General features: G+C 45.5%; 14 protein-coding genes. 5 read left to right on the top strand and 9 right to left on the bottom strand.

The features are described from left to right. Positions 1 to 24: 24 nt before the first annotated feature. The 4 genes from ACR64G_RS07150 to ACR64G_RS07135 all read right to left on the bottom strand — a co-directional run bounded on the left by ACR64G_RS07150 (position 25) and on the right by ACR64G_RS07135 (position 6,656). Positions 25 to 318 (bottom strand): YbeD family protein, encoded by a 294-nt coding sequence (locus ACR64G_RS07150; protein WP_435980673.1) that lies wholly within the window; start codon positions 316 to 318, stop codon positions 25 to 27. Between the two features lie 406 nt (positions 319 to 724). Continuing rightward, the gene (gene rpoD / locus ACR64G_RS07145) at positions 725 to 2,653 is read right to left on the bottom strand and encodes an RNA polymerase sigma factor RpoD (RefSeq protein ID WP_435978628.1); all 1,929 of its coding nucleotides are present in this window, start codon (positions 2,651 to 2,653) and stop codon (positions 725 to 727) included. Positions 2,654 to 3,157: 504 nt separating this feature from the next. Continuing rightward, complete coding sequence (locus tag ACR64G_RS07140; RefSeq protein WP_435978627.1) at positions 3,158 to 5,296, bottom strand: DNA primase; 2,139 nt, start codon at positions 5,294 to 5,296, stop codon at positions 3,158 to 3,160. Positions 5,297 to 5,426: 130 nt separating this feature from the next. Next, positions 5,427 to 6,656 carry an outer membrane protein assembly factor BamD gene (locus ACR64G_RS07135; RefSeq protein WP_435978626.1) on the bottom strand — a complete coding sequence of 410 codons (1,230 nt, stop codon included), beginning with the start codon at positions 6,654 to 6,656 and terminating at the stop codon, positions 5,427 to 5,429. A gap of 625 nt (positions 6,657 to 7,281) precedes the next feature. Between ACR64G_RS07135 and ACR64G_RS07130 the strand changes: the two genes are divergently transcribed. From ACR64G_RS07130 to ACR64G_RS07120, 3 genes are read left to right on the top strand one after another with little or no spacing between them, the layout of a single operon-like run. Next, positions 7,282 to 8,517: an RluA family pseudouridine synthase gene (locus tag ACR64G_RS07130; RefSeq protein ID WP_435978625.1), complete on the top strand. Its 1,236-nt coding sequence runs from the start codon at positions 7,282 to 7,284 to the stop codon at positions 8,515 to 8,517. A gap of 56 nt (positions 8,518 to 8,573) precedes the next feature. Then, entirely contained in the window at positions 8,574 to 9,551 is a 978-nt protein-coding gene (locus ACR64G_RS07125) for a polyphenol oxidase family protein (protein WP_435978624.1), read from the top strand. Between the two features lie 33 nt (positions 9,552 to 9,584). Beyond that, the gene (locus tag ACR64G_RS07120; RefSeq protein WP_435978623.1) at positions 9,585 to 10,193 is read left to right on the top strand and encodes a flavodoxin family protein; all 609 of its coding nucleotides are present in this window, start codon (positions 9,585 to 9,587) and stop codon (positions 10,191 to 10,193) included. Positions 10,194 to 10,257: 64 nt separating this feature from the next. On the opposite strand, the gene ACR64G_RS07115 is transcribed toward ACR64G_RS07120, so the two are convergent. The 5 genes from ACR64G_RS07115 to tolQ all read right to left on the bottom strand — a co-directional run bounded on the left by ACR64G_RS07115 (position 10,258) and on the right by tolQ (position 14,470). Further along, complete coding sequence (locus ACR64G_RS07115) at positions 10,258 to 10,455, bottom strand: hypothetical protein (protein ID WP_435978622.1); 198 nt, start codon at positions 10,453 to 10,455, stop codon at positions 10,258 to 10,260. A 233-nt stretch (positions 10,456 to 10,688) separates the two neighbouring features. Beyond that, on the bottom strand, positions 10,689 to 11,981 hold the full coding sequence (locus ACR64G_RS07110) for a translocation protein TolB (protein ID WP_435978621.1): 1,293 nt from the start codon (positions 11,979 to 11,981) through the stop codon (positions 10,689 to 10,691). A 167-nt stretch (positions 11,982 to 12,148) separates the two neighbouring features. Continuing rightward, positions 12,149 to 13,177 carry a TonB C-terminal domain-containing protein gene (locus tag ACR64G_RS07105; RefSeq protein ID WP_435978620.1) on the bottom strand — a complete coding sequence of 343 codons (1,029 nt, stop codon included), beginning with the start codon at positions 13,175 to 13,177 and terminating at the stop codon, positions 12,149 to 12,151. A gap of 115 nt (positions 13,178 to 13,292) precedes the next feature. Further along, positions 13,293 to 13,751: a protein TolR gene (tolR, locus tag ACR64G_RS07100; RefSeq protein WP_435978619.1), complete on the bottom strand. Its 459-nt coding sequence runs from the start codon at positions 13,749 to 13,751 to the stop codon at positions 13,293 to 13,295. Further along, a complete protein-coding gene (tolQ, locus tag ACR64G_RS07095; RefSeq protein ID WP_435978618.1) occupies positions 13,748 to 14,470 on the bottom strand; it encodes a protein TolQ in 723 nt (240 codons plus the stop codon). The genes tolR and tolQ overlap by 4 nt, the downstream gene beginning before the upstream one ends. A 495-nt stretch (positions 14,471 to 14,965) precedes the next feature. On the opposite strand from tolQ, the gene ACR64G_RS07090 reads away from it, so the two are divergent. Then, positions 14,966 to 16,261 carry an NCS2 family permease gene (locus ACR64G_RS07090; protein WP_435978617.1) on the top strand — a complete coding sequence of 432 codons (1,296 nt, stop codon included), beginning with the start codon at positions 14,966 to 14,968 and terminating at the stop codon, positions 16,259 to 16,261. A 630-nt stretch (positions 16,262 to 16,891) separates the two neighbouring features. Further along, positions 16,892 to 20,164 carry a bifunctional proline dehydrogenase/L-glutamate gamma-semialdehyde dehydrogenase PutA gene (putA, locus tag ACR64G_RS07085; protein WP_435978616.1) on the top strand — a complete coding sequence of 1,091 codons (3,273 nt, stop codon included), beginning with the start codon at positions 16,892 to 16,894 and terminating at the stop codon, positions 20,162 to 20,164. Positions 20,165 to 20,173: the final 9 nt, after the last annotated feature.

The following is a 20,173-nucleotide window of genomic DNA, read 5'->3' as shown; positions in this document are numbered from 1 at the left end:
TAGCCATCGGTGGTGCTATGACCTCTACACTACCATACGTACCGTCTTGGCCTCATCGAGTGCTGCATAGAGGGCGTTGACTTGCTGAGCTTCAGTCAAATACAAATTAACGCGAGCTGAATGAAAGCGCCCTGTCTTGGACGGTTTGACTTGAATGGATGCCAAATCAAAATCTGGAAACTGACTGCCAAGGATTAGCTTGACTTCATTGAGTAAGTTCTCATGCTCGCCTTCGTGACCGATGATGCTCATCGGGTAGTCCATGGGAAAGTCCCATAGCTCAGGATTTTGAATATCGGTTTTTTTGCCTTTTAAGATACCGTCATTGGCAACCAATTCAGTGACTTTAACGTCCTTTTTGTTATCCGCTTTTGTCGCTTGATTTTGGTTTTGAGTGAGGTTGCCTTGATCAATAGTGTTGTTTGAATCATTACTCATAGTAGAGTCCTTATTGTTGTTTGGTAGCGCCCGATAAGCTTTTTTTTATACCAGTAAGCTTAGTCGAATCACTTTATGCACTATATATAGTGGCCGGTAAGTGATTTTTCAAGGGTCAGTATTGAGCTATAAAGAGGCAGTAGGAGCTATGTTATCGCTACAAATATAAGTCTTATCAGCTTGTTAATACATGTATGGTAGCAAGCTACTTTATATCTAGCAGACACAAAAAAGCTGAGACTCGCTCAGCTTATTTAATTCTAATCGACTTAGCAATACTTAAAGTTTAGTCATTCTCTAAGAAAGAACGCAGGTGCTCTGAGCGTGAAGGATGACGCAATTTACGCAGCGCTTTTGCCTCAATCTGACGAATACGCTCACGCGTCACATCGAACTGCTTACCGACTTCCTCAAGCGTATGATCGGTTGGCATATCGATACCAAAACGCATTTTAAGTACGCGAGCTTCACGCTCAGTCAGGTTACCTAATACATCACGCGTCGCCTCACGTAGACCGGCTGAGGTTGCATCATCGACAGGGCTTGAAATCGTCCCATCTTCGATGAAATCACCTAAGTGCGAGTCTTCATCATCACCGATTGGCGTCTCCATTGAGATAGGCTCTTTTGCAATTTTTAGTACTTTACGCACCTTAACCTCGTCCATCTCTAAGCGTTCGCCTAATTCCTCAGGGGTTGGCTCACGACCCATCTCTTGTAATAGCTGGCGTGAGACACGGTTGATTTTATTAATCGTCTCAATCATATGCACTGGTATACGAATCGTACGCGCCTGATCAGCTATTGAGCGCGTAATCGCCTGACGAATCCACCATGTGGCATAAGTTGAAAACTTATAACCACGGCGATATTCAAACTTATCGACCGCTTTCATCAGACCAATATTACCTTCTTGAATCAGATCCAAGAACTGTAAACCGCGATTGGTATATTTTTTGGCGATAGAGATAACCAGACGCAAGTTAGCCTCGACCATTTCTTTTTTGGCGCGGCGGGCTTTTGCTTCACCGACCGCCATACGGCGTGCCACATCTTTCATATCGACAATTTGCATATCGAGCTGCTGCTCATAATCGCGAATCTTGCGTTGCAACAGAATGACATCGTCGGTGACTTTTTCTAAGGTTTCACCAAAGACGGGCTTACCTTTTAGGCGCTCAATGAGCCAATCAACGTTGGTCTCATTACTAGGAAAAGTCTTGCGGAACTCCTCGCGTGGCATACGACCACGGCGAATGACGAGGCGCATGATTTGACGCTCTTGTTTGCGCACGTCATCATACACATCATGCATGATAGCCATGACTTGATCTGACATACGATTATTAAGTTTGAGCATCATAAAGCGGCTGGCGAGTTGCTCGTAGGCTTCTACAGCTTGCGCGCTACCGCGCCCATAGTCTAGCAGAGCTTGTTTAGCAGTGATAAATAGCTCTCTGATTTCCTCGACACGTAAACGAACCTCTTCAGGATCAATACCGCCTGTTTCTTCTTCTTCTTCGCCTTCATCATCGCCATCATTATCATCGCTGTCTTCATCGTCTTCATCATCATCTTTAACATTGGCTTTTGGTTTGATGATAGGCGCGTTCTCTTTTTCTTCTTTGATACGTTCGCGCTCTTCTTTGGCACGCTCTTTTTCTTCTTTGGCGGCTTGCTTATCTGCTTCAGTTTCAGGATCTAAGAATCCTGTTATCACATCAGAGAGTTTTTTGTCACCATCGAGCACACGCTGATATTCGTCAAGGATAAACTGCACGGTACCAGGCCAATACGCCATCGCGTGCTGTACGTCACGAGTTCCTTCTTCGATACGTTTGGCAATGGCAATCTCACCTTCACGTGTCAAGAGATCAACGGTACCCATCTCACGCATATACATACGCACAGGGTCTGTGGTGCGACCAGGCTCAGTCTCGACTGCTGCGAGTACTGCCGCCGCCTCATCAGCTGCCGCTTCGTCATCGCTTGAGTCATCATTCATCAAGATATCATCAGCGTCGGGTGCGGACTCAAAGATTTTGATACCGACGTCACTTAACATCTGTACGATGTCCTCGATCTGATCGCTTTCGGTAATAGAGTCGGGTAGCTGATCGTTTACCTCAGCATAAGTGAGATACCCTTGCTCTTTACCCATTTGAATCAAGGTGGCTAGCTGAGAGGTAGATTTAGAAACTGACTTATCGTTCATAAATACTCGCTTTTTTTGTACAGACATTTTTATGACGTGACAGTGAGGCGCTTATACAGTAACGACCCAAATAGGGAATAGGTCAAAAATGAGCGTCAGGTTCGTCAGTAATAATAAAAATGAGTGGATATAATTAAGGCTTGAAACGGTTATAACAAATACAACACCTAAAGATGCTCAAAAGTGCACAACGGCGTAGTTTAACACAGACTGGGCAATTCACGTTAAAGCGTAATAGACGTTTTTGGCGGTCGTACTGTTCTTAGTTATACTGTTTTTAGTCGTACTGTTATTAATAGACCCTAACTATCAAACGGCTTATTCTTATATTTGGCTAGCTCAACGTGTTCTAATAACCATCAGTACGAGTAGGGTTTTAACATCTGGTATGTATAAACAATGGGGATTATGGCTAATGTTTTAAAGGGTTAAAGACAACTTGGGTTTAAATAGCATGTTTATTTTGCATCGAAAAAACATTAGAGTAGTAAATTTGCCAGTGCGCTAAATCTGGCTACTCGCCATTTGAGTGGCTTGTTCTGCTCGCTTGGCACGTAGCCAGTTGCTCAAATGCTGAGTTTGCATATTGACGATGGCTTGCTTGATATGGTCAGGGTTTTTTATCAGCTCCTGCATTCTTTTTTTCATTGTGCGCTCAAGCAATTGACTAACCAATTCTTCGACCAAATCATCGAGGCTAAGGACATTCCTTGTAGTCAGCGCTTTATAGAACGCGCCCCAGTTGCGACTCAGCATAGGCTGATGATCGGGATTGAGGTTTGATAAAACAAAGTGCGCGGCGGCGTTAGCGTCATTTGGCAAATGGCTTAGGCAGCGCTGAATGGTACTGACTACATCGAACAGAGCAGTATCCTGCAAATCCTGCCAAGCAAGTGGGCGCAAGGTATCAGCCGATGCTCGTTGCATAATATGTGCCGGTATGTTTAAGCGATCGATGCCTGCTTGTCGCCAAATGGATTCGATGGGATCGTCAATGAGCATACGCGGTTGAAACAAAAAGCACAGTTGCAACTGCTGACTGATGGTCATGTCGCCATCAAAGTTGAGTAAAGCGTCTTTGGCCTCAGTATTCTGACTGCGTTTGCCGCCAAGCTTTTGATAGATATCATTATTGAGCAAATACCGAAAACTACTTCCTTTGGGCAACGAGGTCGTCAAGGCGCGAACTTGCGACATCAGCTTAGCCTTGCCTTCCGCTAGGCTTAGATTATGGCGCTCGCTTAAGTAGGCAAAGATATATTGTGATAAAGGCATGGCATGGGCTATTTGCTCGCGCATGGCGTCCAGCCCATTGGCCTTGATAAACGTATCGGGATCATGCTCACTAGGCAAACTCAAAAACCGCAGCTCTTTGTCATCACCAAGTACGGGCAGCGCGACCTCAAGCGTCCGCCAAGCGGCCTTTTGTCCAGCACTATCACCATCAAAGCTTAGGGTCAGTGTTGGGTTCATAGTGAGCAGGCGTGCAATCTGACTCTCGTTGATTGCCGTACCCATTGAGGCCACTGCACCATAAATACCTGCTTGATATAAGGCGATAACATCCATGTAACCCTCAACTACAAGCCAGCTATCTGCGCGCTGCTGGCGCGACTCATAGTAGCCATAGAGGACATGCTGCTTGTGAAAGACGGGTGAGTCGGAGGAGTTGATATATTTAGGTTTGACCTCGTCATCGAGCGCCCGCCCGCCAAAACCTATGGTGCGACCTTGATTATCACGTATCGGGAAGATAACCCGATCGCGCAGCAGATCATAATCGCGCCCAGATTCTGACTGACGCACTAAACCTAACGCTTTGAGTCCTTCGATGTCTTGCGGGAATTGATGCTCTAAGTGCTGCCAGCCAAAAGGTGCGTAGCCTAGTCCAAAGGTCTCAATGATAGAAGGTGTCACGCCGCGCGCAGTAAAGTAATGCATAGCATGCGGGTGCGTACTTAAGCTTTGCTGATAGAAGGTTGCAATCTGCTCTAGTAGATCATATAAGTTGCCATCTTGGTCAGCTTGCGGGTCTGCTAATCCAGCGTCATTGTCGGTATCCCACGCAGGCGACAGGTTTTGATTATTATCATAACCAAAGTTATCAAAGTTGTGGTCGTTATCATAAGGGCTGTTGAAACGACCGACATCGTAGTCCGCACCATACGGAATATCTACAGGCAGGTCTTGAGAGTGGTGATTATTTTCATCGGTGCTGATAGGCGGCTGTTCAGACGCTGTTTTATTGGACGCATTGTTGCTAATCGATGAGGCTGAAGGCGGCGTCGCTGATTTTGATGGTTTAACAGGTTTGGATGCGCGGCGCTGATAGCTGACGTTTTTTTGCTCATCTTTTGGGACCTCGATACCCGTTTGCTTCGATAACTCGTTGACCGCCTCGATAAAGGTAAGGTTCTCATAATCGCGCAAAAAGCTAATGGCGTTGCCGCCGACACTACAGCCAAAGCAGTGATAGATGTTCTTTTGAGGATTCACATAAAAAGACGGCGATTTCTCACCATGGAACGGGCAGCAGCCCTTAAACTCACCGCCAGCACGTTTGAGCGTCGTATGACGACCAATGATGCTGATCAGGTCAGCTTGGCTATTTAATTGTTCAAGAATATGGCTTGGAATACTCATACAATAAATAGTTTACCATAGGGCGATAAAAGGGTGAGCGGTGATAAGAAATCGGACAGAAAAACAAGGCCAACATTATCGTTGACCTTGTGTAGGATGCAAGAGGGGTTAGATCATCAAAACCGACAACTTATTCAGTGTCTTCTATGTCATCATCAGCATCGATTAGATCAGGGGTATTGAGCTGAATACGGTCGCTGACGTTATCACTAGGCAGAGTGGTACGGCGCGTAGGATTGATGTTTTGGGGATCAACAGTCGCCTCTCTTGCAGCAGACGCGGTGCTGCCTTGGCTTGTGATTTGCTCCGTTGACTCCTCAGGCAGACCTAAACCAATATTGAGTCCACCCGTACGATTTTGTGAGAAGTTAATGGTATTATCAGCGCTAGTCGTTGTCGCATTGCTTGGCAATCTAAGCTGCGCTGCCGCGCGCACGATCTGTGTTTTGGTCGCGCCAGTATATTGACCGTCTACAGCTGTAGTATTTGACGTATTGGCACGGCCAAGTTTACCAAAGGTTATTTTGTTCAAAAAAGTGCGATCGCGTTTGGTATCGAGATTAACGCGGCCATTATCAGTCAAAGTGTTCGGGTAGTTGAGCTGTAATAGCGTCTTGTACTCTTGTGCCAAATCATCAAGTCCTAACTGCTCATGACTATAAGCGAGAATAGATAGCGCTTTGGGTGTGGAATCGCTTTGTGGATAATACTGAAATACCCATTTGGCACGGTTGACCGCCGCAACATAAGCTTCGCGCTCAATGTACCAATCAGCAGCATTTATCTCACTCTTTGCAAACTGATTGTACAAAAACGTCATGCGCTGAGCGGCGTCTGGTGCATAAGGACTGTTTGGATATTTATTAACCAGCTCTTGAAAGTTTGCAAAGGCAATACGCAAAAACGAGGTATCGCGCTCCGCTTGATTGGTCTTAAATATAGTGATACCGCCCGATGGTCCCTCCATATTAGCTACGCCGCGTACATAATAGGCATAGCTCACTTGCGGGTTGGACGGATAAAGACTAATAAAACGCTCGGCACTGCTCGCTGCTGACTCAAATTCACCCGCCTCGTACTGAGCATACATAGTATCTAATAACGCTTGCTCCGCGTACTGCCCAGTGGGATAAAAGGTGCGCAGATTGTTCAAATCCTCTACCGCTTGCGTGTAGCGACCTTTATTGATTTTTTCGATAGCGCCGCCGTAATAGCCTTGCTCTGACTTTTCAGCTGTGGCGACCGCATCGACATCTTTGCCGGTTAGGTTATTAAAGGTCTGACAACCGACCAAGCTGACACTGAGTGCCAGCATCGTTACTGAGGATAGCTTAATAAAGGTATTGCGAGCAGCGTGCATACTTCTTCTCCGACACAAGACGCATGATAGCGTGAATGCTATATGCTTATAATAAGTTAATGATAAAGGCGCAGCTTGCAACCGTCACAGTGTTTGTATCTATCAGTAGACAGGCTTTTATAGTGCAAGCTTTCGCTTAAGCGCAAATAGGGCATTTATATTGTTGGCTCAATTGTATTTCTGATTCAATATAGTGCCATAGCATACAGCAAAATAGGGACAATTTTATACAATAACAGTGAGCATGATAATTTTTAGTGACTCGTTTTGCAGTTTAACACGAGGTATAACGGCGAGGGATATGAATTGCTACTGGCATCGATAACTACACAGTCCGTTACGCCGATGTTAGATTATCCTCCTCATCAATATTCAAATAAGACTTTGTATGAAGTAGAGGAGATAACTGTGAGTGGCTATAGGGCTTAAGAGGCTGGCATGATACACTAGGGCGATATCAAATCTGCGGTTTTAGTTCCCTTAATTCATGCGCAGTTTTGTCTATATTATATTTTGCTTATATTATAAAGTTCACTCGATAAGAGCCATTTGATACCCGTCACCTAATAAGTGCTATTCGATAAATGTACACTTCATTAATGACTTTGATAAATACGAATCTGCTATGAATAATGATGCCATGACAACCAAAGTAACGCCAACGCAACTATCAGCTATGGAGTCATCAACATCTGAGTTGAACGATGACACCTCTTTTGAGAGTCAAGTTGCGAATAAGCAAGAGTCGACTCGTGTAACTACAGGCAAAGCGTCAGATACCACTCTTGAATTACAAGATAGTGAGGTAGCGGATGACGTTACCACAGACGCTCAATCTACAGATGATGATTTGATCGACAACGACAGTGATGATGACGATGAGACAGTCGACGTAGGACGATCTGTACCTGTCGTCATCGATGGGAGTCATACGGTAGCAAGTAATGAGGCGGGTCTGCGTATTGATAAACTCGCCGCGCTAGCCTTTACGGATTTTTCACGTGCTCAGTTGCAAGGCTGGGTCAGTGATGGGAGTTTGCTCTGTAATGGCTGCGTGCAAAAACCCAAATACCGCGTTAAGGAAGGCGATGTCATTCATCTATCGACGACGCTACAGCAGCATAGTAGCGATCAGCCAGAGAATATCGCTATCGATGTCATATTCGAAGACGATGAGGTGCTCGTCATTAATAAGCCTGTCGGTATGGTGGTACATCCTGGTGCGGGCAACCAAACGGGTACGCTGGTCAATGCGCTACTTTACCATTATCCGCAGCAGCACCATCTGCCGCGTGCAGGGTTAGTGCATCGGATCGATAAGGATACTTCAGGGTTACTGTTGATTGGCAAAACCAAACCTGCACAAATGGCACTTATGGCGCAGCTCAAAGATAAGTCTGTGTACCGTCATTATCAGTGCGTGGTCGCAGGCGATCAGGCCAGTCTTAAGCGTCATATAAGAATTGATGCACCAATCGGTCGCCATCGCAACCAGCGTACCAAGATGACTGTCATGACTGCTGGACGTGATGCGGTGACGCATCTGCTTGATATTACCGCGCTGAATAACAACTACTGCTTATTGGATGTGGGGCTTGAAACGGGTCGTACCCATCAGATTCGCGTGCATTTGAGTCATATCACTTATCCTATCGTAGGCGATCGCGTTTATGGCGGGCGTCGTCAGCTGCGCGCTGGTCTGACAGAGGCGCAGCGTGAGACTATTAGTCATTTTCCTCGTCAAGCCTTGCATGCTTATCGATTGGGATTTGTGCATCCGACTACAGGCGAGGACGTTGAAGTAATGGCGCCTATTCCAGAGGATATGAAGTCACTGATTGCTATCTTGAGTGACGAGTAATTTGAGTTGTTACTCATTTAGACCTTGATTAATTAAATAGAGTAGGAACACAAGCCATGACTGCTAAACGCTATCCTGTAGAGCTCATAGCGATGCTAGGTGATAGTGCGGTCTTTCAGACCAGAGCTTTTGTTGATAAGCAAAAAGCATTATCTGTAGGACAAGCACGTTATGGTGACTTCAATCTAGGCTTGCATGTTTTGGACGATCCTATACGAGTATTGAATAATCGTATGCAACTTCTCAGCACTATTAACGAGCAGCTAAAAGAGCGTCATTTTGCTCCCATAGAACGCTTGCACTGGGTCAGTCAAGTGCATGGCAGCCACGTTTATGATATTGATAATACCCTTATCGGGATGCAGCCAGTGGCGGCTGATGCGATGGTTAGTACTCAAAGCGATGTCGGACTTGCGATTATGACCGCAGATTGCGTGCCTATCGTATTGCATCAGCCTGCCAGTGGACAGATAGCTGCCATTCATGCAGGCTGGCAGGGACTTGCTTGCGGAGTGATAAAGAGTGCCGCCGAGCGTTTTACTCGTTCAAGTCCGATAATAGCTTGGATGGGCGCTTGTATCAGTCAAGAGCATTATGAAGTTGACCAACACGTACGTGATAAGTTGTTAGCAGGATGCGTAGAGCATGAACTGTTAGCTGCCTCTACTATAAGAGAGTTTGAGCTTCTATATAGCGTAGCGTCTGATACTGATACTGATACTGATACTGATACTGAGGCCTATGCCAATCGTCTTAATAAGACACAGAGTGCTTCTCAATATTTACATAAGACCCTTGATAAATTATCAAATTACGCTAAAGTAAACGCAGGTAAAATTAAGCTAAACTTACCAAGACTTGCAGCCGATCAGCTGACTGCTCTAGGCATTACTCTGAGTACTAATTTGCCAGTAGACTGTAGTTATGAGGATACTCGCTATTATTCTTATCGACGTCAGACGCATATACAAGAGCCTGCTACAGGAAGAATGGCGCTGATCATCGTACGTAGTCACCTTTTACCAAACCCTTAAACCTATCATTTATTAGACATTATTAGAGCTTGTATGAATACACCTGACACCTCATCGCAACCCACTAGTCGCCTCAAAGAGGTACCTAGCGTCTCTATTGCTGTGATCTTTCATAGTAATTATGGTCATACCAGACGTGTGGCCGAGGCCATCGTTGAAGGCGCGCGCCAACAATTACCAGACACGCAAGCAAAAGCGGTTGATGTCTATGAGGTTGATTGGGACTATCTAGATCAAGCGGATCTACTAGTCTTTGGTAGCGCCGTCTACATGGGTAGCGTTACTGCTGAGTTTAAGACCTTTATGGATGAGACCTCAAAACGCTGGTATAACCGTAAGTGGGAGGGCAAGTGGGCTGCTGGATTTGCTAATTCTGGTGGTTTAAGTGGTGATAAGCTTGCGGTGTTGCAACAGATTAATCTGTACTGTATGCAACACGGTATGAACTGGATCGGACTGCCGCTGATGCCGACCGGCCATGAGTCCACTGACCTCAATCGTCTATCGAGTTTTTTGGGACTGATGACACAGTCACTAGACGGTCCGCCTGAACAGACACCGGGCAAGGGCGATATCGATACTGCTATTTGGTTCGGTGATCACTTGGCAAAAACCATTATCAAGCATCAGCCATCAGAATAGCTCGTTGTTCTTAGTCAAAGATTCATTGATATAAAAGACGCCGATAAAGGCGTTTTTTTTGTCTTTACTTATCGTCCAAAGAGATGTCGCTTACTGACTTTGGGCCGATTGGATCGGTAATAGAGGTATCTGAGCCACTTGTCGTAGGGGTTGCGGTTACGGGGATAGGGCTACCTCCGAACTGAAAGGATTGGCAGCCAGTAAGAAGCAGAGCGACACAAAAAGTGTAAAATAGAGGATAGTTGAGTGTAAGAAGTCTCATCGTAGGCTCGATATTATCATTACTAAAAAAGAGAATTAGTATATTGTAAATTGATATCAGATGATTTTGTTATTGATTGGTGTCAACAAGGTCATCAAGTATTATATATTGCCAAAGACGTAGCGCAGACATTACAATCCGCCCGATTATGATCCTAGCGAATAGGGTCTTTGTCTACCTCAATAAAAAGCGCCTGACAACACTATCAGGCGCTTTTTAGTACTATAAACGGTTTAGTTTGGGCTTGCAGACCACACAGGAGACTTGATGACGCCTTGACCTGACTTACCAAACGCCTTACCACCATTTAGCGATTTGATAGTAATGACGCCTTTGCCGCCTTGGCTTGAGGCATAGACCACGCGTTTGCCGTTAGGGGAGAAGCTAACGCCTTCATCCATACCCGTATTGCCAATGTTGGTGACCACCTGACCGCTACTGTTCATAATCGCTGCTGATGAGCCACTCAAAAACCCAATTTGCGATCCGTCATTATTGAATTTGGGCGTAGTAGCATAACCGCTGTTAGATACTTTTGAGATGCGGCCAGAGCCAAACTCATAGCGGTATATTTGTGGTTTATTAAAGCCAGTCTTGTCAGAGACAAAAACAAAAGATCTACCGTCAGGCGCGTAATTTGGCTGAACTTCGCTACTTGGCCAATTGGTCAGTTTGCGCAAGTTACCACCGCCTGCATTGATCTCATAAATATCAGCGCTACCCTCAAAGCTACTTGAGAACAGAATTTTGCTACCATCTGGTGAGAACGCAGGACTCATGTTACTGCCCTTATAGGGCGTTACTGTCGTTGCACCGCCACCGCTGACGTTTTGTACGTAAATGACAGGGTAGGATTTGTCTCGTTGTACTGTATAGGCGATGCGACTGGCATCAGGGGACCAAGCGGGCGAAAAGATAGAACCGTTTACCTCGGTGATAGTGTTGCCATTTTCCCCATCAGCGTCCATGACTTTTAGACGTGAAACTTTGTTTATACCAACGCCAGTCTCTTCGATGTAAGCAATGCGTCCTGAGAAGTCGCCTGGTATACCGGTAATCAACTCATAGACCTTGTCAGCGATGACGTGACCTGCATAACGTAAGCTTTGGCTATTGTTATCAGCACTTAGGGTCTGCTTGCCCTCTATGGTTCGGCCCGCTTTTACGTCTATGACTTCGTAATCGGTGACGATTTTGCCACGATTGCTGCGCGTGCTACCGACGACCAAATAAGGAATACCCATACTTTGCCAGACGGGTAGAGTGCCCGATAGTTCAGTGATGCTACGAGGCTGCTGCGGCAAGCCTTTGCTAGTCACATTAAGCTCAGTTCTACTCAAATCATTCAAGATGACAGATGATAAGGTAGAGTCACCAGCAAATGGCACAAACGCCACTTGGTTTTGTTGTACAGGGATATCATAATCTAGCTCTAGTACAACGGGCGCTGCCAGTAAGTTTGGCGCTACTAGCAAACTTGACACGCCAGTAAGCAAAGTAAGCAAAAGTGTTTTGTGAGTACGCATAACCAAATCAGACTCCTAGATGAGAGTAATATAAAATTATTTGAGTATCAAAATAGGCTAATGGAGCACTAGGCGCAAGCTCATTACGGTAATATCTATCAAAATAGTATTAAAAATAACCAGTTATCGTCTCTAAACGACACCTAATTATCTCAAAGTCGCTATTTTCAGTTGCTACCTTTGAATTGTACATTGAAAGTAGGATATTTGGGATCATCAGTATCGATAGGCAGATTTCCAGTACTGAGTACCGCTTGGCGCGCCGCTTCATTGACGGCATTATCAGGGCCTGATGCGGTGACACTTGCCACATCACCATTTGAGCGAACGGTAATCGTTAAAGTCGTGCGCTGCGTTGATCCTTTAGCCGCTACTGGAGGCTGGTAGTTACGTCTGATAAGCGCCACGATTTCACTATTACTCGCACCGGAGCTACCACCTGCCGAACGGCTATCACCAGATTGGGTACTAGTCGTTGAGGTGTCACCAGATATCGTCGATTCACCATCTGATAGGCTAAAACTCTTACCAGTACTGCCTGAACTACCAGAGGTAATCTCTATATTACGCTGGTTACTCTTTGGCCTTTCAATCTTGGGCGGATTAAGCTGCTTGTCTTGAAACTCTTTGAGCCTATTATTAATAGCTCTATCGTCTTGCTGTTTTCTTTGCTCAACACGCGCTAACCTTTCATCAGTAATGGCTTGCTGCTCAGCTGACCACTCGGCAAGGTTGCGCTGATACTCTTCTGACTGCCGAGCATATTGATCTTGTCGCTCTTGACTCATGAGTATCGGGGTATCAGCCGCGTCATCCGATTGCAAAAACACGGGAACGCTTCGTGAGCTAGGTTGTGAGGTTTGCGAGCGACTAGATGATTCAGAGGTATACACATTAGGGTTAACAGGCTCACTAGCAGTTTCGCTGTTTGAGCTGTCACTAGGATCGCCGCTTGTTTGCTGTCCACTTGCCGCAGCCGCTCGATTGGCTAGTATTTGTCCTTGCATCTGAGCCAGCTGTTCAGGCGATACCATCGTGGTTTCAATGCTGCCGGCGGTCTCTATCACAGGTGTTTGATAATGATAAATCAGAATACCAAGGACAATACCATGCGCCAGCAGGCTGAGCAGCATAGGCAAGGTTAGCCCATTGCTCTCAGGCTCAGTCGGTAAGAAGACAACAGGCGCATTATTCATTGCAAGGATACTCATACATGAGAGTAAATAATTGATTATAAAACAGTTATGGCGATAGTAGATAATGTTTTATTAGTATAATTACTGCTAATTAGCCTATTCTTTATCAAATAGATCATATCTGAGGAGTGGGTAAAGGCGCCCCTGTTAATAGTCCAACTTTTGCAATACCTGCTCGCTGTAAGCTTGCCATAAGTGCCACGATAGAGCCATATTGGTTGTTTTGATCCGCATTGATCATGACCTGTACAGGCGCCTCACCTGAGCTTAGATACTGAGCTTGCAGGTTAGAGAGTACCTCTATGAGTTCAGGCTCACTGATCGGCATATCCATATTATTCTCATAACTAATAAAGATCTCACCATTATCGGTTAAGGAGACGATAACGGGTAGTTGATTTTGGGTCAAAGTACTGGCTTGCTCTTTGGGCAAATCAACATCGACGCCTGTAGTTAGCATAGGGGCTGTGACCATAAATATAACCAAAAGTACGAGCATGACATCGATATAAGGCACGACATTCATATTAGCATTGAGGGCTTTTTTGGGTCGCTGGTAATGACTAGATTTCATAGGCCGGTCGCCTTGTTTTGTGCGATACTCGTCTCGCGTAGAAGGGCACTTTGCGTGCTAGTTTCGCGTTGTAGCATGCCCGTCATCTCATCACAAAATAGCGCGCGAGACTCGTAGAGTCGGCTAGATTTGGCAGTAAAATGGTTATAAGCGAGTACCGCAGGAATAGCGGCAAACAGACCCATGGCAGTAGCGATGAGGGCTTCTGCGATACCAGGTGCTACAGAGGCTAGGGTAGCTTGCTCCGTTTGTGAGAGTCCCAAAAAGGCATTCATAATGCCCCATACTGTGCCGAACAGACCGATATAAGGCGCGACAGAACCGATACTGGCAAGTGCTGGTATACCGGACTCTAGCATCTGCTGCTGACGCCCTAAACCCACACGCAGTTTGCGCTCAACGCCATCAATGATGTCATCTTTTGGCTGGCGTTTTTTGTGCATTCTTAGGTACTCTGAGAACCCCACATAAAATATCTGCTCAAGTCCCTGACGATCAGGCGATCCTTGAATACCTTGATACAGCTTAGCTAAGTCTTCACCAGACCAAAACCACGTTTCAAATTGAGTATCGAAGCGTTTGGCAGTACCTAAACGCGCGCTCAAGCGAAAGATAATGACCCAGCTAAGTAGAGACGCTAATAGTAGAAGCGCCATAACAAGCTGTACCAATAAACTGGCATCGGTAATAAGGTCAATAATATTCAATGATTCAGGCATTTGAGGCGCTCACGAGTAAGTAACGATGGCTTGAGTAATCGGCATATTCTAAAAGGTAATGCATCGTAAAGATAGCTGCCCTTTATAATAAAAGCATGGAGTGTATTTTATCCTCATAGTAGCGCTTATATAAAGGTAATATAAATATTTTGCGAGTTAGGTGGATACCTTTAAAGAACATTATCGCTCTACTTTAGCTTTTATACCCATAAGGCACGAGTAACGATTGAAATCATGTCGTAATTTATCTAAAATGTTGCGCTTTGTTAACACTACCTTTTATATCATTATCTCCTTCGGTAAGAGATCATTCTTACTGTCGTATATTATCATATAGACGTTATTATCTTTTAAACGTTATTATCTTTTAAACGTTATTATCTTTTAAACGTTATTATCTTTTAAACGTTGTTATCTTTGACGATAAACGGGTACTTATCATAGAAAGTACTGTCAACTTTACCTTTATCTACAAGCAAGCTGGGCGCACTACTTATGAATGCAATAGAACGCTACTTTGGGATTAATGGTGACAACACCACCATCAAAACAGAAATCCTTGCTGGTATTACCACCTTTTTGACGATGGCTTATATCATTTTCGTCAATCCAAATGTCCTAGCAGAAGCAGGTATGGACAAAGGGGCTGTGTTTGTCGCGACTTGTCTGGCCGCCGCCATCGGCTGTTTTATCATGGGGATTTATGCCCGTTTGCCTGTCGCACTAGCACCAGGTATGGGATTGAACGCCTTTTTTACTTATGGCGTGGTACTTGGTATGGGCTACGCGTGGGAGACGGCGCTTGGCGCTGTATTTCTATCAGGGTGTCTTTTTATTCTCTTGAGCTTGTTTAAGATACGTGAATGGATTATCAACGCTATTCCTAATGCGCTCAAGCAAGGCATTGTGGCAGGTATTGGCGCGTTTTTAGCATTCATCGCCTTGCAAAGCTCTGGCATTATCATCGGACAAGACGCGACTTTGGTTACTTTAGGGGATATGAAATCGTTCTCACCGATGATGGCCGCACTCGGCTTCTTTCTTATCATTGGCCTTGTGTACAAAAAAATACCAGGCGCGGTGACTATAGGTATTTTGATCATCACTGTGATTAGCTTGTTGGCAGGTCAGACGCAGTTTACAGGTATTATCTCAGCGCCGCCGTCTATCGCGCCAACCTTTATGCAGCTTGATATTGCAGGCGCATTCGACATTACTATGATTAGTGTTATCTTTGCTTTTTTATTCGTTGATTTATTCGACACCGCTGGTAGTTTGGTCGGTATCACTAGCAAAGCGGGGTTGATTGACAAGAATGGCAATATCCCTAACATGGGTAAAGCGCTATTGGCAGATTCAACGGCGACGGTAGCAGGCTCTCTACTTGGTACGTCATCGACGACCAGTTATATTGAAAGTGTATCAGGGGTAGCTTCAGGTGGTCGCACAGGTTTGATGGCGGTGACCGTTGGCGTACTGTTTTTACTCAGTATTTTCTTTGCGCCACTAGCAGGCATGATTCCTGTTTACGCCACTGCTGGAGCGATATTCTATGTATCAGTGTTGATGCTCTTTACTCTAAAAGACATCAACTGGGAAGATCTGACAGAAGCGGCGCCTGTCGCGGTCGTGCTACTGCTTACGCCGCTGACTTATTCTATTGCTGATGGTATTGCGCTTGGCTTTATTACCTTTACCGCGGCCAAATTTATGACCGGTAGGTTCTCTGAGATTACCATTCCAGTTTGGGTGTTGACGATTGTCTTACTCGCAAAAATTGTGTTTTTATAGACAAGATTGAACCAATAGCGATAACTACAAACCCCTTTTTATCATCTAAGATGAAAAGGGGTTTGTAGTTAGGATAGTCGTACTTAATATAAGTTATGTCATTGTATTTGTTAACCTTAAAGTGAAAAATAATCCAAACCTTCATCTTTGCTTAAACAAGGTACTATCTATTTGTTTTTACATAACATATCTGTTGAAATAATCAATTAATATCGTTGGTCACAGCATTATTTCATGCTAATATGAGGAGGTTAAGCGCATCACCTCAATCAACGCCGTAGAGGTTTTTCTTACAGTGAATTAGCCCCGCCAGATTACCATTTTGAGTCTACTCGTAATGTTGATCACTCCTTTCACTACAAACAAGAAGAAGGCACTAATGCTGCTTAATTTTTATTGCCTTTATATTGTTAATGTAGCCCGTTTAGCACGCAAGCGACCTACTTAACCGTGTCTGACTCGCTCAGACCTGCCTGTTTTGTGATGGCGCGGTTTTGCTTTTATAATCTTGTCATGAATGACAGCTATGCATAAGAGATGATGCATAGCTGGCTTGTTCTATCATTGAGTTTGGTAAAAGCTTTGACGCCCCATTTATTATGGTTTTTAAACGATAGTTATGGAGTTGGTATGCACCCGATAGATAAGTTTACCCCACAAGAGCCGATTTTATTCAATCCAATCGATTTGCTTGCGCCTGAATATTTAGATCACTCAAGCGCTGAGCTATACGCGCGTATCTCGCCTTTGTATAGCGTCGATGAAGATCGGTTCTTGACCACGTTATTGCCCCTTGCAAAACCTACTGATCAAGAGCGCACGGATGCCACTGAGCAGACACGTAAGCTCGTTGAGTACGTGCGTAATGATGGTAAAGCCATCAAGATGGTAGACTCGCTACTGCTAGAATATAGCCTCGATACTCAAGAGGGTATCTTGCTTATGAGCCTGGCTGAAGCCTTGATTCGTGTGCCAGATAACTATACGGCCGATGCCCTTATCCGTGACAAGATGAGCATCGCTGACTGGAAAAAGCATCTCAAAGATGACAATGGTTTTATGGTCAATGCCTCAACGTGGGGCATGATGATGACTGGCCGTGTGGTTAGTATCGATAGTAGTACTACTGCCTCAGGGTTTTTGGATCGCATGACCAAAAAGATGGGCGAGCCGATGATTCGCGGTGCGATGCAAAGAGCTATGCGTATCATGGGACATCAGTTTGTGCTGGGCGAAACTATTGAAGAGGCGAATAAAAACAGCCAGCCTTATCGTAATAAAGGCTATACCTATTCATTCGATATGCTTGGTGAAGCAGCTGTCACTCACAAAGACGCGGAAAAATACTTTAACGACTATCTGCATGCCGTCAAAGCAACGGCCAATGTCAAAGTCAAAGAGGGTATGCCAAAGCCGTCCGTCTCTATCAAGCTATCTGCACTACATCCGCGTTATGAAGCCACGCAAGAGACGCAAGTGATGGGTCTACTACGCCTGCGCTGTATGCTACTCATAGAAGCAGCGCGTGAGGTCAACGTTGATCTTAGTATTGATGCTGAAGAAGCCGATCGGTTGGAGATATCTCTCAAACTCTTTGAATCGCTCTACCGTGATCCGCTAACTAAAGGCTGGGATGGTCTTGGTCTCGTTGTACAAGGGTACTCAAAACGCGCCATTGCGGTATTTGCTTGGATTGCACGCCTTGCGATGGAGGTCGGTGACCGTATTCCTCTGCGGTTGGTCAAAGGCGCTTACTGGGATACGGAGATCAAATTGGCCCAGCAAAAAGGGCTGTCAGGCTATCCAGTTTGGACGCGCAAAGAAGGTACGGATACGGCGTATTTGGCCTGTGCGCGTTTCTTGTTGTCAGAGCATCTACGCGGACTCATCTGGCCGCAGTTCGCCACTCACAACGCTCATACGCTCGCCTCTGTGATGACCATGAGCGCGCATAGAGATTTTGAGTTCCAGCGTCTACACGGCATGGGCGATGCGCTTTATGATCATATATTGCAGGCGTATCAAATCCCTGTACGTATCTATGCCCCCGTTGGCGCTCATCATGACTTACTACCTTATCTTGTGCGCCGCTTGCTTGAAAACGGTGCCAACAGCTCGTTTGTCCATCAGCTGCTAGATAAGTCTTATCCTATTGATAAGTTAACTGTGCATCCTTATGACAAACTACTCACCAATGAGTATTTGCATAACCCTGATATCCCGCTACCACTCGATATCTATGGCAAACGCTGTGCTAGTTTTGGCTCCAATATCTTTGTGGAGTCGCAGTGGACGCCGCTAAAAGCAGCTATCAATGAGCAATCAGAAAAAACATGGTCAGCGACCTCCATCGTGAACGGTAATGCTATTAATGAATATGATAATAATGGCACAGTGCAGCCGCTTGAAAATCATAGCGTCCGTGCACCTTGGAATCATGAGGTTATAGCAGGCGAGGCATATTACGCCAATGCCGCTATTGCTACTCAAGCTATAGATGCCGCTGTCGCAGGACAAGACGCTTGGCAAGCAGTGCCTGCTAGCAAGCGTGCCGATACTTTACGCAAGATTGCTGATCTTTATGAGGCAAACTACGCAGAGCTAATGGCGCTGTGTCAAATAGAAGCAGGTAAAACGACACAAGATAGCATTGATGAGATTAAAGAAGCCGTTGATTTTTGCCGCTTTTATGCGGATGAAGCCGAGCGTCTAGAGACCACATCGCACGAGTTTACGGATTTAAATGGTAAGCGGTCTAAACAAGTCTATAAGGCACGTGGCACCATCGTCTGTATCAGTCCGTGGAATTTTCCGCTTGCTATCTATACAGGTCAAATTGTCGCCGCTTTAGCTGCTGGCAATACTGTAGTCGCAAAGCCTGCCGAACAGACCAGCTTAATCGCTCATTTTGGTGCGCAGCTTATGTATCAAGCAGGCATACCAAACGAGGCGCTGCAATTGGTCATCGGTGGCGGCGAAGTGGGAGCGGCGCTAACTGGTGCTGATCATTTGGCTGGTGTCGTGTTCACAGGCTCGACCCAAACCGCTCAGCGTATCAATCAAAGCCTGAACAATCACGCACAAGCGAGTGGTGAGCTGCCAATCCTAATCGCTGAAACCGGTGGTCAAAATGCGATGATTGTCGATTCGACCGCTTTGCCAGAGCAAGTGGTCAAAGATGCGGTACTGTCCGCCTTTGGTTCAGCAGGACAACGCTGCTCTGCTTGTCGTATCCTATGCATACAAGAAGATATCGCCGATAATCTGATTGAACTCCTTCAGGGTAATATGGCAGAGCTCATCGTAGGTAACCCAACTTACGCGGCAACTGACGTAGGGCCTGTGATCGATAGCACTGCTAAACAAGGACTTGAGGCACATATCGAGCGCATGATCGCAGAGCCGACAGCGACTATTTTGGCGCAGACGCCGATGAGTGCAAGTTCGGTGATCGGTGAAGATGACGCGACTTTTGTATTGCCAACAGCCATTGAAGTCCAAAGTATCGATGTCATCGGCGGCGAGCATTTCGGTCCGATATTGCATGTACTACGCTACAAAGCGCGTGATCTAGACAAACTTATTGATGCGATTAATGCGACAGGTTTTGGTCTTACGCTAGGCATCCATAGCCGCATTGAAAATATCGCTGAACATATCGAACGCCGCACTGTCGTAGGTAATACTTATATCAACCGTAACCAAATCGGCGCAGTCGTCAACGTTCAGCCCTTTGGTGGTTGCGGATTATCGGGTACAGGCCCCAAAGCAGGTGGACCACATTACGTGGCGCGTCTTATGAAGCTTGTTATTCAAACAGCGACGACCGAATCTTTAACGACCAAGTCAGCGAATACCGATCAAGCCGCCCTCAACAATCAGATCCAAACAGAACTCGCGTAGGGAGTAGCA

The organism is Psychrobacter sp. DM4 (assembly GCF_051307035.1).
Taxonomy (GTDB): Bacteria; Pseudomonadota; Gammaproteobacteria; order Pseudomonadales; family Moraxellaceae; genus Psychrobacter.
Note: the sequence above shows the minus strand (reverse complement) of the source record. Positions and strands in the feature narration are given on the sequence as shown.

Bases quoted from the DNA above. Each gene is read 5' to 3' on its own strand.
- rpoD (WP_435978628.1), bottom strand. From the start codon at position 2,653: ATGAACGATAAGTCAGTTTCTAAATCTACCTCTCAGCTAGCCACCTTG.
- ACR64G_RS07140 (WP_435978627.1), bottom strand. From the start codon at position 5,296: ATGAGTATTCCAAGCCATATTCTTGAACAATTAAATAGCCAAGCTGAC.
- ACR64G_RS07135 (WP_435978626.1), bottom strand. From the start codon at position 6,656: ATGCACGCTGCTCGCAATACCTTTATTAAGCTATCCTCAGTAACGATG.
- ACR64G_RS07130 (WP_435978625.1), top strand. From the start codon at position 7,282: ATGAATAATGATGCCATGACAACCAAAGTAACGCCAACGCAACTATCA.
- ACR64G_RS07125 (WP_435978624.1), top strand. From the start codon at position 8,574: ATGACTGCTAAACGCTATCCTGTAGAGCTCATAGCGATGCTAGGTGAT.
- ACR64G_RS07120 (WP_435978623.1), top strand. From the start codon at position 9,585: ATGAATACACCTGACACCTCATCGCAACCCACTAGTCGCCTCAAAGAG.
- ACR64G_RS07115 (WP_435978622.1), bottom strand. From the start codon at position 10,455: ATGAGACTTCTTACACTCAACTATCCTCTATTTTACACTTTTTGTGTC.
- ACR64G_RS07110 (WP_435978621.1), bottom strand. From the start codon at position 11,981: ATGCGTACTCACAAAACACTTTTGCTTACTTTGCTTACTGGCGTGTCA.
- ACR64G_RS07105 (WP_435978620.1), bottom strand. From the start codon at position 13,177: ATGAATAATGCGCCTGTTGTCTTCTTACCGACTGAGCCTGAGAGCAAT.
- tolR (WP_435978619.1), bottom strand. From the start codon at position 13,751: ATGAAATCTAGTCATTACCAGCGACCCAAAAAAGCCCTCAATGCTAAT.
- tolQ (WP_435978618.1), bottom strand. From the start codon at position 14,470: ATGCCTGAATCATTGAATATTATTGACCTTATTACCGATGCCAGTTTA.
- ACR64G_RS07090 (WP_435978617.1), top strand. From the start codon at position 14,966: ATGAATGCAATAGAACGCTACTTTGGGATTAATGGTGACAACACCACC.
- putA (WP_435978616.1), top strand. From the start codon at position 16,892: ATGCACCCGATAGATAAGTTTACCCCACAAGAGCCGATTTTATTCAAT.